General features: G+C 72.4%; 12 protein-coding genes. 6 read left to right on the top strand and 6 right to left on the bottom strand.

Annotated features, from left to right (window positions below; genetic code table 11):
- The first annotated feature begins 120 nt into the window (after positions 1 to 120).
- Entirely contained in the window at positions 121 to 1,419 is a 1,299-nt protein-coding gene (locus HDA41_RS16070; RefSeq protein ID WP_184984570.1) for a sensor histidine kinase, read from the top strand.
- Between the two features lie 43 nt (positions 1,420 to 1,462).
- Here the strand turns inward: HDA41_RS16070 and HDA41_RS16065 are convergent, their stop codons facing one another.
- Positions 1,463 to 1,957, bottom strand: coding sequence for an SUKH-3 domain-containing protein (locus tag HDA41_RS16065; protein ID WP_184984568.1), 495 nt, complete (start codon positions 1,955 to 1,957; stop codon positions 1,463 to 1,465).
- 86 nt (positions 1,958 to 2,043) lie between these two features.
- Positions 2,044 to 2,619 (bottom strand): YwqJ-related putative deaminase, encoded by a 576-nt coding sequence (locus HDA41_RS16060; protein ID WP_184984566.1) that lies wholly within the window; start codon positions 2,617 to 2,619, stop codon positions 2,044 to 2,046.
- Between the two features lie 317 nt (positions 2,620 to 2,936).
- Between HDA41_RS16060 and HDA41_RS16055 the strand changes: the two genes are divergently transcribed.
- From HDA41_RS16055 to HDA41_RS16045, 3 genes are all read left to right on the top strand, one after another.
- Positions 2,937 to 3,941, top strand: a complete 1,005-nt coding sequence (locus HDA41_RS16055; protein WP_184984564.1) for an SMI1/KNR4 family protein — start codon at positions 2,937 to 2,939, stop codon at positions 3,939 to 3,941.
- Positions 3,942 to 3,949: 8 nt separating this feature from the next.
- A complete protein-coding gene (locus HDA41_RS16050; protein WP_184984562.1) occupies positions 3,950 to 6,745 on the top strand; it encodes an SUKH-4 family immunity protein in 2,796 nt (931 codons plus the stop codon).
- Between the two features lie 180 nt (positions 6,746 to 6,925).
- Positions 6,926 to 7,813: a V-type ATP synthase subunit E family protein gene (locus HDA41_RS16045; protein ID WP_184984560.1), complete on the top strand. Its 888-nt coding sequence runs from the start codon at positions 6,926 to 6,928 to the stop codon at positions 7,811 to 7,813.
- 409 nt (positions 7,814 to 8,222) lie between these two features.
- Here the strand turns inward: HDA41_RS16045 and HDA41_RS16040 are convergent, their stop codons facing one another.
- The 4 genes from HDA41_RS16040 to HDA41_RS16025 form a co-directional block, all read right to left on the bottom strand.
- Positions 8,223 to 9,836 carry a sodium/solute symporter gene (locus HDA41_RS16040; protein ID WP_184984558.1) on the bottom strand — a complete coding sequence of 538 codons (1,614 nt, stop codon included), beginning with the start codon at positions 9,834 to 9,836 and terminating at the stop codon, positions 8,223 to 8,225.
- Positions 9,833 to 10,279 (bottom strand): DUF485 domain-containing protein, encoded by a 447-nt coding sequence (locus HDA41_RS16035; RefSeq protein ID WP_184984556.1) that lies wholly within the window; start codon positions 10,277 to 10,279, stop codon positions 9,833 to 9,835. Before HDA41_RS16035 ends, HDA41_RS16040 begins: the two co-directional genes overlap by 4 nt.
- 184 nt (positions 10,280 to 10,463) lie before the next feature.
- Complete coding sequence (locus tag HDA41_RS16030) at positions 10,464 to 10,949, bottom strand: GNAT family N-acetyltransferase (RefSeq protein WP_184984554.1); 486 nt, start codon at positions 10,947 to 10,949, stop codon at positions 10,464 to 10,466.
- Between the two features lie 20 nt (positions 10,950 to 10,969).
- Positions 10,970 to 12,463 (bottom strand): MFS transporter, encoded by a 1,494-nt coding sequence (locus HDA41_RS16025; RefSeq protein WP_184984552.1) that lies wholly within the window; start codon positions 12,461 to 12,463, stop codon positions 10,970 to 10,972.
- A gap of 473 nt (positions 12,464 to 12,936) precedes the next feature.
- On the opposite strand from HDA41_RS16025, the gene HDA41_RS16020 reads away from it, so the two are divergent.
- Both HDA41_RS16020 and HDA41_RS16015 read left to right on the top strand, forming a co-directional pair.
- On the top strand, positions 12,937 to 13,725 hold the full coding sequence (locus HDA41_RS16020; protein ID WP_184984550.1) for an ABC transporter ATP-binding protein: 789 nt from the start codon (positions 12,937 to 12,939) through the stop codon (positions 13,723 to 13,725).
- Positions 13,722 to 16,301 (top strand): ABC transporter permease, encoded by a 2,580-nt coding sequence (locus HDA41_RS16015; protein ID WP_184984549.1) that lies wholly within the window; start codon positions 13,722 to 13,724, stop codon positions 16,299 to 16,301. The genes HDA41_RS16020 and HDA41_RS16015 overlap by 4 nt, the downstream gene beginning before the upstream one ends.
- Positions 16,302 to 16,366: the final 65 nt, after the last annotated feature.

Genomic DNA, 16,366 nt, shown 5'->3' with positions numbered 1-16,366 from the left:
GCGATTCAGCAGTTCGAGGGATATCGGGCCGTATCGCAGCCGAACGGTCACGGAATGTGGTGTAGGCCAGTCCGGGAAACTCGCCGGAAAACCGGCGGGGGGCGCCCGTAGGCTGGGGGCATGACCGCGACGGGGGAAGGCCATGTGACGGCCCGGGGAGGGCCGTGGTGGTGGGCCAGACGGCGTAGTGCCGTGTTCGATGTGAGTCTGGCCGTGGTGTCCGCGCTGGAGTGTGGGGCGGAGGGCTTTCCGTTCGCCCGGGACGCGGGGATCCCGGTGGCCGCGGGGGTCGTTTTCGGCCTGCTGGCGGGGTCCGTGCTGCTCGTGCGGCGGCGCTGGCCGATCGCCGTCGTGCTGGTCTCGATCGCCATCACGCCCGCCCAGATGGGTCTCGTGATGGGCGTCGTCGGCCTCTACACCCTGGCCGCGTCCGAGTTGCCCCGGCGGATCATCGGCTCGCTGGCGGGGATGTCGCTGGTGGGGACGCTCATCGTGACGTTCGTGAGGACGCGGCAGGACATGGTGCGGGGTGATCTGGACCTGGGGGACTGGTTCGTGCCCTTCGCGGCGATCACGATGTCGCTCGGTTTCACGGCGCCCCCGGTGCTGCTCGGGCTGTACGTGGGGGCCCGGCGGCGGCTGATGGAGAGCCTGCGGGAGCGTGCGGACAGTCTGGAGCGGGAGCTTCAGCTGCTGGCCGAGCGGGCGGAGGAGCGGGCCGAGTGGGCCCGGAACGAGGAGCGGACGCGGATCGCCCGGGAGATGCACGACGTGGTCGCGCATCGGGTGAGTCTGATGGTCGTGCATGCCGCGGCGCTTCAGGCCGTGGCGCGGAAGGATCCCGAGAAGGCCGTCAGGAACGCGGCGCTCGTGGGGGACATGGGGCGGCAGGCGCTGACCGAGCTGCGGGAGATGCTCGGGGTGCTGCGCAGTGGTGGGAGCGAGCGGCGTGAGCGTGCCGCGCCGGTGCCGCTGGCGGCGGTGGGGGTGGCTGCCGCGGCGGCGGCTTCGCGGGCCGCCGATGACGAGGGGCCGTGTCTGGCGGAGATCGAGGAGTTGGTCGGGCAGTCGGCGGCCGCGGGGATGGTGGTCGATCTGTCGGTGGAGGGGGAGGCCCGGTCGTATCCGCCGGAGGTGGAGCAGACGGCGTACCGGGTGGTGCAGGAGGCGTTGACGAACGTCCACAAGCACGCGGCCGGCGCGAAGACGTATGTGCGGCTGGCGCATCGGGTGTCGGAGATCGCGATGCAGGTGGAGAACGAGCCGCCGGAGGCGGCGGCGTCGTCGGCGCGGTTGCCGTCCGGGGGGAACGGGCTGGTGGGGATGAAGGAGCGGGTTGCCGCGCTGGGCGGGGTGTTCGTGTCGGGGCCGACGGACGCGGGGGGTTTTCGGGTGTCGGCGGTGATTCCGGCGGCGTAGCCCCCGGTGATTCCGGTCTGCCGTCTGTCGTCGGCTGTTTCGGTCAGCCCGTTGTCAGGCGTGTGGGTTCGGTGCCGGCGATGAGGGTGGTCAGGGCCTGGTCGATGTCTGCGCCGAGGTACCAGTCGCCGGTGTGGTCGAGGGTGTAGACGCGGCCTTCGGTGTCGATGGCGAGGAGGGCCTGGCTGTCGGTTTCGGCGCCGAGGGGGCAGACCTGGGTGCCGAGGGCGCGGCCGAGGTCGCCGAGGGTGCGGGCCATGTGGAGGCCGTGCAGCGGGTCGAGGTGGAGGGTGGCGGGGGCTACTTGCCGGCCGGGGCCGGTGGGGGTGATGTGGAGTCCGCCGAACTCGGCCCAGGCTTCGACGGCTGCGGGGAAGACGGTGTGGCGGTGGCCGGCGGGAGAGATGTGGTCGCGCAGGGCGTCCGCCCAGATCTCGGCCTGTTTGATGTCCCAGCGTCCGGGTTGCCAGCCGGCGGCGCGCAGGGTGGCGTCGACCTGTACGGCGAAGCGGGTGGTGGAGGTGCGGTCGGTGTGCATCTGCCCTTCGTCTCGTCGAGGTCATGGGGAGGCGTGCGGGGCGCGCCTTGGTGTGGGGTGGTGCTTCGGTGCCTGTGGGGGGCGTGTCAGCTGGTCGTGGCCGCCGGGTCGACTATGCGGACGCCGAAGTGGGCGCTGAGCGCGGTGCAGGCGCGGCAGGGTGTGGCGAAGCTGCCGTGGAGGGGGTCGCCGTCCTCGCGGATGCGGCGGGCGGTGAGTTTGGCCTGCTTGAGGGCTTTGCGGGCCTCGCCGTTGGTCATGGGTTTGCGTGCGGCGCGTTTGCTGCGGGCGGCGTCGGCGGCGGCGATGTGCCGGGAGATGAGGATGGTCTCGGCGCAGCGGCCGGTGAAGCGGTCGCGCTGGGCGCTGGTGAGGGTGTCCAGGAAGTCCTGGACGAGGGGGTGCAGGGCGGGGGGTGTGTCGCCGCGGGCGGCGGTGCCGGTGAGGGTGGTGCCGCGGACGGAGAGGGCGGCGGCGACGGTGGGGAGGATGCCGTCGCGGCGGTGGTGGAGGACGGGGGTGTGGGCCGTTTCGGTGGCGCTCCAGCCGATGCGGGGGTCGCCGGTGCGGGGGTCGCCGCCTCGGGGGGCACCGCCCCGGGGGTCGCCGTTGCGTGGGTCGGCGGACCTGCCGGTGTGTGGTCCCGTCTGTGTCGCGTTCATGATCGTATTCCCCTCCGTGCATCCCCCGGGAGGTCACAGACTGCCAAATGGCGTGGCTCGTGCGGAAGCTGGGGCGCGGCGACACGCCCGTACCGGGGCGTGCTGTGACGGTGGGGTGACGGCTGGTCACGGATGTGGAGGGGCCGCCGACCGGGGCCGGTGACCGGGGCCGGTGACCGGTGTCGTCGTACCGCATAGGCTGTCGGCACCGCGATCCACGTGGTTGACGCGTGGGTGCGGACGTGACAGTCGATACGGGCGTAGTGGGCCAGAGGGGTCACTGCGGGTCGTACAGAGTGCCGCAGGGGGCAACCGCCATGACGACAGGTCGGCTCGGGCAGCAAGCCGCGCCGCCGAACGCGGCCTACGCCGGGCAGGTCGTGCATTTCCCGGATCCGGTCCGGGCGGCACGTCACCCGAGAGGGGTACGGGTCGACGAGCGTGGCTACCCCGACTTCTCGCCCTACGCCCGTGCGGCCGCGGAGATCGCGGAGCCGCCGGAGGGTTTCGGCGTCGACGAGTTGCGGCTGACGGACTACGTGTCGGCGAACATGGCGCTGGCGGCGTCCGGGCACGAGTTGTGGGACACGGTGCCGGCGGTGGCGACGCCGCACGGCTGGACGTGGCACCACGCGGTGGACTCGCGGCGGCTGGAGCTGGTCCCGGTGGAGGTGAAGGCGTTGCTGCGGCACCACGGTGGCGTGGCGACGTCGGGCGTCGACCAGTCCAAGCGGGGCACGCGGCCGTTGCAGGAGACGCGTCCGGCGCACTTCGGGCTGCCGAAGTCGGGTGTGGCGGTGACGGAGTCGCAGGTGCAGGGGGTCGAGGAGGACCTCGGCTACCGGCTGCCGGGTCCGTACCGGTCGTTCTTGAAGGCGGCGGGGGGCTGTGCGCCGGTGGGTGCCGCGCTGGACGCGGAGCTGGGGCTGCTGATCGACCAGCCGTTCTTCACCGTGCGGGACGAGGCGGCCGTCAACGACCTGGTGTACGTCAACAAGTGTCTGCGTGACCATCTGACCAAGGACTACCTGGGCATCGCCTTCGTGCAGGGCGGGCTGCTGGCGGTGAAGGTGAAGGGTGACCGGATCGGTTCGGTGTGGTTCTGCGCGTACGACGACGCGCGGGACGTGGATCCCTCGGTGCCGCCGGCGGAGCGGGTGGAGCGGTTGCTGCTGCCGTGCGGGGACGACTTCGACGTCTTCCTGTCGCGGCTGGCCGGTGATCCGCCGGAGTTGGAGACGGTGGCGAACCTGATGGTGGACGGCGGTTTCGCGCGTGTGGTGCCGGTGGGCGCGGTGTCGTCCTCGGCCGTGGGGGAGTGACTTCAGCGATGGTGACCTTCGCGCAGGCGCAGGAGCGCGCGGAAGAGTGGATCAACGGGGACGTGCCGTCGTACCAGCAGCGTGAGGTGCGGGTGCGGGAGTTCGACCTCGGGTTCGTGGTGTGGGCCGAGGACCGGGCGGACGGGCCGCGTTCCGACGGCGGCGCGCAGCGGCTGGTGATCGCGCGGGACAGCGGCGAGGCGACGTTGTGGCCCGGGCTGCCGGTGGGTGAGGTGATCCGCCGGTACGAGGAGGAGTACGGCCGTCCGGACACGGCGGAGGAGCCGGCGGCGGCTCCCGCGGCCCGGGTGGACCTGAACCAGACGTCGTTCCTGCTGACTCCGCCGGAGTGGTTGCAGGACGCGGCCGACAAGCTGGGGATTCCGGATCGGCGGGGGGCCGGTTCGGGTGCGGCGGCGGGTACGGGTGCGGGTGCCGCTTCGGCTTCCGTTGCCGACCCGGCTGGTGCTTCGGGCTCTGCTTCTGCCGGTGCTGCGGCGGGTGGTGATTCCGCTTCCGGTGCGTCGTGGCCTGCTGCCGTGGGGAGTGACGGCGGGGGCGCGGAGGCGCCGGGTGCGCCGCCCGGGGCCACGCCCTGGGCCGGTACGGACACCAACGGCGATGCCGGTGAGGACCGTTCCGTTCCGCTGCCCGCGACGGTTTTCGCGCCGCCGCTGAGCGAGACCGGCGATGGCACGCCGCCGTCGGCGACGCCCGAGGCCAGGACGGCGTTGCTGTCGGGCGGCAGCCAGCTTCCGCCGACGGCGGTGTCACCGGCGATCGACGATCCGAACGCGCAGGGCGGTGCCGGTGCCGGTGCCGGTACGGGTACGGCTGCGGGCGCGGCTGCGCCTGGTGGGCCGGGTTACGGCTATCCGCCGGGGGCGGGTGCTGCTCCGGCTCCGGCTCCGGGTGGGCCGGGGACGCCGCCTGGTGGTGTGCCGCACGGCAGCACGCCTCCGCCTCCGCCCGCGCCGGTCGGACAGCCGTACGGGTATCCGCAGGGTGTGCCTGAGCGGCCGCTCGCGCCGAACGCCGGGGACATCGCCGACGCCGCGACCAGCAAGGCGGCTCCGCCGCCGGGTCGTGGACGGGGCGCGGGTCCGACGACGCCACCTCCGCCGGGTGCCCCGGGGGCGCCGGGTGCGCGGCCGGGCAGTACGCCTCCGCCGTCGGGGCCCGGTGTGCCGGGTACTCCGGCGGGGGGTTACGTGCCTACGCAGCTTGTGTCGGCGCTCGGGCCTGAGAGGTCCGGGGGGCCTGGAGGTCCGGGCGGCGAAGGCCCCGGTGCACCGCTGCCTCCGCAGCAGCCGCCGGGTCCTCCTGGTGCGCCGAACCCGCCCGGCGCCCCCGGTGGTACGCCCCCCGCCGGTGTCCACCATGCCGCCACGATGCTTGCCGATCCCGGCCGGACGGGCCCGGGCGTACCTCAGCCTCCGGGGCCTCCCGGTGCGCCGCAGCCTCCGGGTGCGCCGAACCCGCCTGGTGCGCCGGGCGCCCCGGGTGGTCCAGGCGGCCCGGGTCCCGTGCACCACGCGGAGACCATGCTGGCCACGCCTCCGGCGGGCGGCCCCGGTGTGCCTCCGCCGCCGCAGGCCCCCGGCGCACCACCTGCCGCCCCGGGCGCCCCGGGTGCTCCCGGCGTGCCCGGTGCGCCGCCGATGCCGCCCGGCGCGATGCCGCCGGGTGCGATGCCGCCGGGTGCGATGCCGGGTGCGATGCCGCCGGGTGCGGTGCCAGGCGGGATGCCGCCCGGTGCGATGCCGCCGCCCGGTCAGCCCGTTCCCGGGCAGCCGCCGGCATACGGCTATCCGCAGCAGCCCACCGGGCAGCCGACGGTCGGCCCCGGCTACCAGGCCGTACTGCGCTACCGCGCGCAGGACGGTTCCGAGCAGCAGCTGATCCGGCGTTCGGCGCCGGGCACGCCGCACCCGGAGTGGCAGATCTTCCACGAGCTGCGGGCCATGAACGTGCCCCCGGACCAGGTGCTGGAGCTCCACACCGAGCTGGAGTCGTGCGAGCTGCCGGGTGCGTACTGCGCGCGGATGATCCGGGAGCAGTGGCCGCAGGCGCGGATCACGAGCATCGCGCCGTACGGTACGGACCACGCGAGCCGGCAGCAGGGCATGCAGCAACTGCTGGCCCACCAGGGCGAGTTGCATCAGGTGGCCGACGGCCCGGCGCGTCCGGCTCCGGTGCGGGCGCCGTTGCCGCCGGTGCAGGCGGTGCCGCCGATCCCGCCGGAGGCGATCGCGCAGGAGCTGGGTGCCGCGTTCGGGCCGGGGGTGTTCCGGTTCGAGCAGGCCGCGGTGTCCCGGCAGGGGGTGCCGCCGATCGTGGCGCACACGCTGGTGGCGGCGGGCCTGCCGATGGACATGGGCCCCTTCTTCTGGGCGCAGGCGCAGCCGGGCCGGCCCGTTCCGACGCTGGCGGAGCTGGCGGCCGAGCGTGGTGTGCAGCCGGCTCCGGACGCGGGTTCGTACCTGGTGATGGGCAGCGACTTCGGCAAGGCGATCTGCGTGCAGTACGGCACGGCCAACATCGTCGCCGTGCCGGTGGAGGCGGGGCCGGGCGGGGCGCCCGTACCGCCGCAGTTCGTGAACACCGGGCTGCCGGAGTTCGCGCGCTGTCTGGCGCTGCTCGGGCGGATGTGGCGGCTGCGGTTCGGGCTGAGCCAGGAGCAGGCGGGCCGTTGGACCGTCGACTTCCAGGCGCAGTTGGCCGCGCTCGACCCGGCGGCCCTCGGGTCGCCGGAGAGCTGGTGGTCGGTGGTGCTGGAGCAGATGTGGGACGGGCTGCTGTGACGCGCTGCGGCTGAGGTGCTCTGAGGCGCCGGGTCCGGTCGGTCGTGAGGCCGCCGGGCCCGGCTTCTTTGTTGCGGAGTGTCGCGTTATGAACACTTCCGTCTGATCCACCAAGATGTGCGCGAAATCATCCCATTTCGTGCTCGATCGCGCGTTGGCGTGGTGGAGAGGGGCCCCAGCATGAGCAGCGCATCGGTGTCCCCGCACGGCTTTCTGGCCGTGCGGGGCCGCGGTTACCGTCCCGAGCAGGTCGACGAGTACGCCGAGGCCCTCTCCGAGGACCGTGACGCGGCCTGGGAGAGGGCCGCCCGGCTGACGGTGCTCGCCCGGCACATGGACGCGGAACTGCAGCAGCTGCGGGAGGCCGTCGCACAGCTGGTCCCGCAGACCTACGAGTCGCTCGGGGAGCGGGCGCGGCGGCTCTTCGAACTCGGCCAGGAGGAAGCCGCGGCCGTACGGGAGGGGGCGCGGCGGGAGGCGCGGCAACTCGTGGACGGGGCGTGCGCGTCCGCGGCCGGCGTGCGCGAGTCCGGGCAGGCGTACGCCGATGCCGTACGCGCCGATGCCGACGAACGCGCCCGGCAGCGGCTGCTCGCGGCGCGCGCCGAGGCCGACGAGATCCGGGCCGGGGCCGATCGTGAGGCGCAGGAACAGCGGGGCGAGGCGCTGGCCGCGCTGCGGGAGATGCGGCAGCGCACCTCCGGGATGCTGGCCGAGCAGGCCAAGGAGCACGCCGAGCGGTGGGTGGAGTGGGACCGGGAGGATGCCGCCCGGGCGGCCGCGCTGGACGCCCACCACACGGAAGCGGTGGCACACGCCGAGGGCGCCCTGTCCGAGGCCGAGCAGGCCTTCGCCGACGCCGACGACGCGACCCCGCACCGGCAGGAAGAGGCAGCCGCGCGCGCCGCGGAGTTGCTCGCGCAGGCCCGCAGCCACGCGGAGTCCGTCGAACAGGAGACGGAACGAGTGCTGCGCGAGCACGCCCAGCGCGGGGACGACGCACGGGCCCACATCGACCGCGTGCACAGCAGCCTGACGGCGTGGGCGGGGAGGGTGGCGGCGGAGTGACGGGGCGGGGGCGGTGGAGTGATGGGGTGAACGGACTGGGGTGGAGCGGGGGCGGTGGAGCGATGGTGTGTACGGCCAGGGCGGAGCGGATAGCGGCGGGGTGACGCGGCTACGGGGACCGCGCCGACTCCCCTCCGGCCACAGTTCGTTGGCGCCGCTCGCCGCTCGCCGCTCGCCGCTCGCCGCTCGCCGCTCGCCGCTCGCCGCTCGCCGCTCGCCGCTCGCCGCTCGCCGCTCGCCGCTCGCCGCTCGCCGCTCGCCGCTCGCCGCTCGCCGCTCGCCGCTCGCCGCTTGCCGCTCGCCCCTTCGTGTCGCTGCGCCTGCCCTCAGCGCCCCGCCCCCGCCCCCACCCCCGCCCCCGCCGTCGGCGGCACGGCACGGCGGGCCGCCCGCCGTCGAGGCCTCCGCGTCAGGGATCCCTGCGCACCGCGCCCGCCAGGATCCAGCCCTCCACCGCCTCGTACTGGTGGCGTTGTTCCTCCGACTTGCGGTGGCCGGAGGCCATCGTGCCCAGCCAGCCGCAGGCGAAGCCCAGGGGGATGGAGAGCAGACCCGTGGTGGTGAAGGGGAACCAGTTGAAGTCGGCGTCGGGGAAGGCGGAGACGGGCGAGCCGGAGACCAGGTTGGTGCCCGGCATCAGCAGCAGGACGGCCAGGGAGCCGCCGATGAGGGTGCTGAGCAGGCCCGTTCGGGTGTAGCGGCGCCAGAAGAGGCTGTAGACCAGCGCGGGCGCGATGGCCGAGGCGCCCAGGCAGAAGGACAGCGTCACCAGGGGTTGCAGGCTGCGATGCTGGACGAGCGTGGCCAGGAGGATCGCCGGGGCACCCACGGCCAGCGCCGATACCCGGGCCACCGTCATCTCGCGGCGCGGTGACATCTCCCGCACCCGGGCCGCGAACACGTCGTGCGCGAGGGAGTTGGCGCAGGCGAGGATCATCCCGGCGACCGAGGCGAGCAGCGTGAGGAAGACCGCCGTGGTGACGGTCGTGAACAGGAACGTCTCCGCCGTCGACACGTCCGGGCCGAACGCCGCCCGGGAGCCCAGCAGGTAGGCCGTGTTGCCCTGCGGGTCCACCTGTGCGATCACCGCCCGCCCGACCAGTGCCGTCGCGCCGAACCCGATGACCGTGATGACGAGCACGAACAGCGCCACGCCCGACACCGCCCAGGACATCGAACGCCGTACCTGCCGGGCACTGGAAGCGGTGTACATGCGCATGGTGACGTGCGGCAGTACGCCACCGCCGAGGACCACCGTCAGCTGCGCGGTGATCATGTCCAGGTCGGGGCTGGGGCCGCCCGCGAACTGGAGCCCGGACGAGAGGAATGCCGAGCCCGCACCGCTGTTCGCGGCGGCGGCGTTGAACAGGGCCCCCGGATCCCAGTCGAACCGGTGCAGGATCAGCACCGCGACCACCACGCCGGAGCCGAGCAGCATCACGATCTTCAGGATCTGGATGAGGGCGGTGCCCTTCATCCCGCCGATCGCCGCGTAACTGATCATCAGTGCGCCCACGCCGATGATGCAACCCGTCTGCAACGACTCGCCGGAGAAGCCGAGGACGAACGCCATCAGCTGCCCGGTCCCCGCCAACTGCACCACCATCAGCGGCAGCAGCGCCGCCAGGGTCACCGCGCAGGCCGCGATACGCACACCGCGTCCCGGCATACGGCGGGTCAGCGCGTCGCCCATGGTGAAGCGGCCCGCGTTGCGCAGCGGTTCGGCCAGCAGGAACATCAGCAGCATCAGGGACAGCGCGGTACTGAGGGCCAGTACGGTCCCGTCGTAGCCGAACAGGGCGATCACGCCACCGGTGCCGAGGACGGTCGCGGCGGAGATGTAGTCGCCGGCGATCGCCAGGCCGTTGCGCAGGGGGGACAGGGAGCCGTAGCCGGTGTAGAACTCGTCGAGGTCGTCCCGGTCCGGGCCGGTCATCACGCACAGCAGCAGCGTGATGGTGGCGACGGCGGTGAAGCCGACCAGGGACATCGACTGGGCGTTGCCGCTGAACTCGGTGGTCACCGCGTTCCCTCCCGCCTGGCGTCCAGTTCGGCCTGCTTGCGTATCCGGTCCGCGAGGGGGTCGACGCGGCGGCGGGCCGTCCGCTCGTACAGGGCGATCGCCAGCCAGGTCACGGGGACCTGGACGAGCGCGAGCAACAGGCCGGTGGGCAGGCCTTCGGTGACGGTGCTCGTCATGAACGACGGTGCGAACGCCGACAGGATCAGGAACAGGACGAAGTAGCCGAGCGCCGTGAGCGTGGCCACGCGCCGCTGCCAGCGGTAGGCGCTGCGCAGCACCCGCAGGTCGCTGTGGTGCCCGAGCGCGGCGTGGCGCTGAGGGCGCCGCCCGGCCGGTTCGGGTGGCTCGGGCGGCTGCTGCGGCAGCCAGGGATAGGTGTCGTAGGAGGGTGAGGAATCCGGTGGCCGGTACGGATAGGACGGTGGCGGCGGGTCGTAGGACATCCCGGTGCTCCTTGCGCGGGTCGGATCCGGTGCGGCGGACCGCAGGGAGGTGGGGGGGAGCCACGCACGTTACTTCGCGGTACCGGCAGGCGCGAGTGTTTGGACAAACTGATCGGTCGGTATGCGCTTACTACGCTGACCTCGGGTGTTACCCGGATTAACCCGGTCCCCGGGCGTCGAGTGGTCAGAGGCGGCGTAGGTAGCGGACTCCGGGGCGGCCGGCCACCGTGGTGTCCTCGACGTGTGTGAAGCCGCTGCGGGTCAGGACCGTCATGGAGGCCGGGTTGTCCAGAGTCGTGACCGCGGTGAGGGAGGTCAGCCCGTACTCGGTGGCGGCCAGATGGCACACCTGCGCGACGGCCGCCGTCGCCACGCCCCGGCCCGCGGCCTGTTCGCCCACCCGGTAGCCCAGTTCGGCGCAGCCGTCCGTCACGTCGACCAGGTTCACCCGGCCGATCAGCTTTCCCTCCTCGTCCAGGACGACGTGGAAGCGGCACACGCGCGCGTGCTGTTCCGCGAGGAGCGCCCGGTGGCGTTCGGCGAACCCCGCTGCCGTGAAGTAGGCGTCCCCGCGGTCCGGCACCGAGCGGGCGAAGTACGCCCGGTTCTCCCGCTCGAAGTCCAGCACGGCGTCCGCGTGTTCGGCCCGGAGCGGTTCCAAGGTCAGCATGGGCGGGAGGATACGCAAGGTCAGTCGCCCAGCACCGGGAATTTCCGGGGCGCGAGGAAGAGCAGCACCAGGAACGCCAGTGCCGCCGCGCAGGACGCGCCGAAGTAGACCGCGTGCACGGCGTCGGCGATCGCCCGCCGGGTCGCCTCCGGCGCGGTACCCGAGCCGAGGGCCCGGGTCACCGAGTCGAGGTCGCTCGCGCCGCCGAGCCGGGCGGCCAGCACCCCGTTGGCGACCGCGCCGAAGACCGCCGCGCCGACGGTCTGGCCGCTCTGGCGGCAGAACAGCACGGACGCGGTCGTCGTACCGCGCTCCGCCCACCCCACCGTCGACTGCACCCCGACGATCAGCGGCAACTGGAACAGGCCCAGCGCGGCCCCGAGCAGCAGCATCAGCAGGGTCGGCTGCCAGGCCTGCCCGGGGTACGGCAGGAACGGGAACGCGAACAGGATCAGCGCGGCAGCGCCGATGCCCAGCATCGCCGTGTTGCGGAAACCGATCCTGCGGTACACGTGCTGGCTCAGCGCCGCCGACACCGGCCAGCTCAACGTCCATACGGACAGCACGAATCCGGCGGCCACGGGCGCCAGGCCCAGCACCGACTGGGCGTAGGTGGGCAGGAACACCGTCGGTGCCACCATCAGCAGGCCCAGCGCGCCCAGGGCCAGATTGACCGCGGCGATCGTACGGCGCCGCCACACCCAGCCCGGGATGATCGGCTCCGCCGCCCGGCGCTCCACCAGCACCACGACCGCGACCAGGGCGAGTCCCGTCCCGAACAGGGCGAAGGAGGGCGCCGACAGCCACGGCCACGCCACCCCGCCCTGCACCAGGGCCGTGAGCAGCACGCCGCCGCAGGCGAACACCGCGAGCGCGCCGGCCCAGTCCACGCGCGCGTGCGTTCTCTTCTCCCGCCCGGGCTCGTGGAGGTGACGGACGATCAGCCACAACGCGACCGCGCCGATCGGCAGGTTGACCAGGAAGATCCAGCGCCAGTCCGCGTAGGCGGCGAGCATGCCGCCGAGACCCGGTCCGGCGACCGCCGAGACCGCCCACACCGTGGACAGCTTCGACTGGATCCTGGGACGGTCCTTCAGCGGGTAGAGGTCGGCGGCGAGCGTCTGCACGGTGCCCTGGAGCGCGCCGCCGCCCAGGCCCTGCACGACGCGGAACGCGATGAGCGCCCCCATGTTCCAGGCCAGCGCGCACAGCAGGGAGCCGACGAGGAAGACCACCGAGCCCGCGACGAGGACCGGTTTGCGGCCGAAGGTGTCGGAGAGCTTGCCGTAGACGGGCAGGGTGACGGTCACGGCCAGCAGGTAGCCGGAGAACAGCCAGGAGAAGACGGAGAAGCCGCCGAGGTCCCCGACGATCTGCGGGACGGCGGTCGAGACGATGGTGGCGTCGAGCGCCGCCAGCGCCATCGAGAGCATCAGGGCGGCGACGACGGCACCCCGCCGGTCCGTCGTGGCGGGACGCGCGGACTCACGTGCCGCGGAACTGGTGCTGCCCACCCCGGGTTTCCTCCCCCTCGCCCTGGCCACGCCCGCGCCACGGATGCCGTCGCATTGCCTGCCCCTTGCACCTACCTGCCGCCGAACAGCTTCCCACTTGACCCTGACGCAGCGGGAGGGTGGAGCCTGAACGGGCCGACGGGTGGAGCGAACCCTGAGACGGTCTCCACCCTTCGGTGGACTGCCCCTAGGGGTACCTCCGTACTACGACCTGGGGAGGGTTCGTACCGGCGGAGGACGAGACGCGCGGGGGGCGCTCCTTAACCTGGCTTTATGCCGCCGGGGGGCGGTTCTCACACGGCGGGGGTGGGGTTTCCCACAGGAAAAGACTGCGCTGAGCACCAGGGCGCGGGGCCCCTCCCCGCCGCGAGACTGAGACGCGTCGGACGGACCCAGTGGTCCGGCAACGCATATCGCGGCTGTCGACCAGGCGACCGCCTTCACCATCTGCTGACCGATATAGGAGACATACCGTGACTTCGGCTGTGACCATTCCCAGGCACGGGGGTACTGGAGGGCGTACGGCCGTTGCCGCGCGGGCGCGGCAGGTCGTGAAGGCGTACGGGACCGGTGAGACCCGCGTCGTCGCCCTCGACCACGTGGACGTGGACATCGCACGCGGCCAGTTCACCGCGATCATGGGCCCCTCGGGGTCCGGCAAGTCCACGCTCATGCACTGCCTCGCCGGGCTCGACACCGTCACCGGCGGGCAGATCTACCTCGACGAGACCGAGATCACCGGCCTGAAGGACAAGAAGCTCACACAGCTGCGCCGGGACCGGATCGGGTTCATCTTCCAGGCCTTCAACCTGCTGCCGACGCTCAACGCCATGGAGAACATCACGCTGCCCATGGACATCGCGGGCCGCAAGCCGGACAAGCAGTGGCTGACGCGCGTCGTGGAGACCGTCGGGCTCGCCGACCGTCTCAAGCACCGGCCCACCCAGCTGTCCGGCGGCCAGCAGCAGCGCGTCGCCGTGGCGCGGGCGCTCGCCGCCCAGCCCGAGATCATCTTCGGGGACGAGCCGACCGGAAACCTCGACTCGCGCGCCGGCGCCGAGGTCCTCGGCTTCCTGCGCCGGTCCGTGGACGAACTGGGCCAGACCATCGTGATGGTCACCCACGACCCGGTCGCCGCCAGCTACGCGGACCGTGTGCTGTACCTCGCCGACGGCCGCATCGTCGACGAGATGTTCAAGCCGACCGCGGAGGCCGTCCTGGACCGCATGAAGGACTTCGACGCCCGGGGGCGCACGTCATGACCGTCATGAAGACCTCCCTGCGCAACTTCGTCGCGCACAAGGGACGCATGGCGCTGTCGGCGATCGCCGTCCTGCTGTCGGTGGGCTTCGTCTGCGGGACGCTCGTCTTCACGGACACCATGTCCACGACGTTCGACAAGCTCTTCGCGGCCACCTCCTCGGACGTGACGGTGAGCGCCAAGGGCGCCTCCGACAGCGGTGAGACGACCGCCGACAACGGCAAGCCGCCGGTCATGCCGGCCTCCGTGCTGGGCGAGGTCCGCAAGGCCGACGGGGTCAAGTCCGCCCAGGGCGCGGTGTTCTCGACGTCGGTGACCGTCGTCGACGCCGACAAGGACAACCTGTCGCCCTCCAGCGGCGGCCCGACCATCGTCGGCAGCTGGAACAGCAACGAAGCCCGCACCATGAAGATCACCTCCGGTGCGGCGCCCGAGAGCTCCGGCCAGATCATGGTCGACGCCGACACCGCCGACAAGCACGACCTGAAGCTCGGTGACGAGATCGGCGTGATCACCGCGGTCGGCACCCACAAGACGAAGATCTCCGGCATCGCCGACTTCACGGTCACCAACCCCGGCGCCGCGATCTTCTACCTCGACACGAAGACCGCCCAGCAGACCCTGGTCGGCGAGAGTGGCGTCTACACCAACGTCAACGTCACCGCGGCCTCCGGCGTCAGCGACGCGCAGCTGAAGAAGAACGTCGCGGCCGCACTCGGCGGCGACTTCCAGGTGAAGACCGCGAAGGAGACCGCCGACGCCAACCAGAAGGACGTCGCGGGCTTCATGAACGTCATGAAGTACGCGATGCTCGGCTTCGCCGGGATCGCCTTCCTCGTCGGCATCTTCCTGATCATCAACACCTTCTCCATGCTGGTCGCCCAGCGCACCCGGGAGATCGGCCTGATGCGGGCGATCGGCTCCTCCCGCAAGCAGGTCAACCGCTCCGTGCTGGCCGAGGCGCTGCTGCTCGGCGTCGTCGGCTCGGTGCTCGGCGTGGCCGGGGGCGTCGGTCTCGCGGTCGGCCTGATGAAGCTCATGGGCCAGATGGGCATGGAGCTGTCCACCGACGACTTGACGGTGGCCTGGACGACCCCGGTGGTCGGCCTCGTCCTCGGCGTGGTCGTCACCGTCCTGGCCGCCTACCTGCCCGCACGGCGCGCCGGCAAGATCTCCCCGATGGCCGCACTGCGCGACGCGGGAGCCCCCGCCGACGCCAGGGCCGGCTGGATCCGCGGCGTCATCGGCACGGTCCTCACCGGCGCCGGCGTCTTCGGCCTCTACCTGGCGACGGAGGCCGACAAGGCCCAGGAGGGCTCGCTGTGGCTCGGCCTCGGCGTGGTGCTGTCGCTGATCGGCTTCGTCGTCATCGGCCCGCTGCTCGCCGGCGGTGTGGTCCGCGTCCTCGGCGCCGTCCTGCTGCGCATGTTCGGCCCCGTCGGCCGCATGGCCGAGCGCAACGCCCTGCGCAACCCGCGCCGCACCGGCGCCACGGGCGCCGCGCTGATGATCGGCCTCGCGCTGGTGGCGTGCCTGTCCGTGGTCGGTTCCTCCATGGTGGCGTCCGCCACCGACCAGCTCGACAAGACCGTCGGCACGGACTTCATCATCCAGTCCGACAGCGGCCAGCTGATCACCCCGCAGGCGGTCAAGGCCGCGAAGTCGGCGCCGGCCGTGGAGCGGGTCACCGAGTACAAGTGGACCCAGGCCGACTTCACCACCCCCGACGGCAAGACGCTCAAGAAGACGGCGATCACGGCGGCCGACCCGTCGTACGCGACCGATCTGCGCACCGAGACGGTCGCCGGCAAGCTGCCCGACGCCTACAAGGCCGACTCGATGTCGGTGCACGAGAAGTTCGCCAAGGACCACGGCATCAGCCTCGGATCCAGGATCAAGGTCGCCTTCAAGGACGGCGCCACGGCCGACCTGACGGTCCGGGCGATCACCAGCAGTGACGTCGTGATCGACGCGGGCGCGATGTACACGTCCATCGCCACGATGGCCAAGTACGTCCCGGCCGACAAGATGCCGCTGGACTCGCTGCTCTTCGCCACGGCGAAGGACGGACAGCAGGACGCCGCCTACACGTCCCTGAAGTCGGCGCTGCACGACTACCCGCAGTACATCGTGCGCGACCAGACCGACTACAAGGAGGCCCTGAAGGAGCAGATCGGCCAGCTGCTGAACATGATCTACGGCCTGCTGGCCCTGGCGATCGTCGTCGCCATCCTGGGCGTGGTGAACACCCTGGCCCTGTCGGTGGTGGAGCGCACCCGGGAGATCGGCCTGATGCGGGCGATCGGCCTCTCCCGCCGCCAGCTGCGCCGCATGATCCGCATGGAGTCGGTCGTCATCGCCCTCTTCGGCGCCCTCCTGGGCCTCGGGCTGGGCATGGGCTGGGGCGCCACCGCACAGCAGCTCCTCGCCCTGGAGGGCCTGGAGGTCCTGGAGATCCCCTGGCCGACGATCATCGGCGTCTTCATCGCCTCGGCGTTCGTGGGTCTGTTCGCGGCACTCATCCCCGCGTTCCGGGCGGGCCGGATGAACGTCCTGAACGCGATCGCCACCGAGTAGCCGGCCAGGGACCACCGCACACGGGGGTTGCGGAGGACGGGCCCGCCCCGGAGGTTTCCGCCTCC

Source organism: Streptomyces caelestis (assembly GCF_014205255.1).
GTDB classification, from domain to species: Bacteria; Actinomycetota; Actinomycetes; order Streptomycetales; family Streptomycetaceae; genus Streptomyces; species Streptomyces caelestis.
Note: the sequence above shows the minus strand (reverse complement) of the source record. Positions and strands in the feature narration are given on the sequence as shown.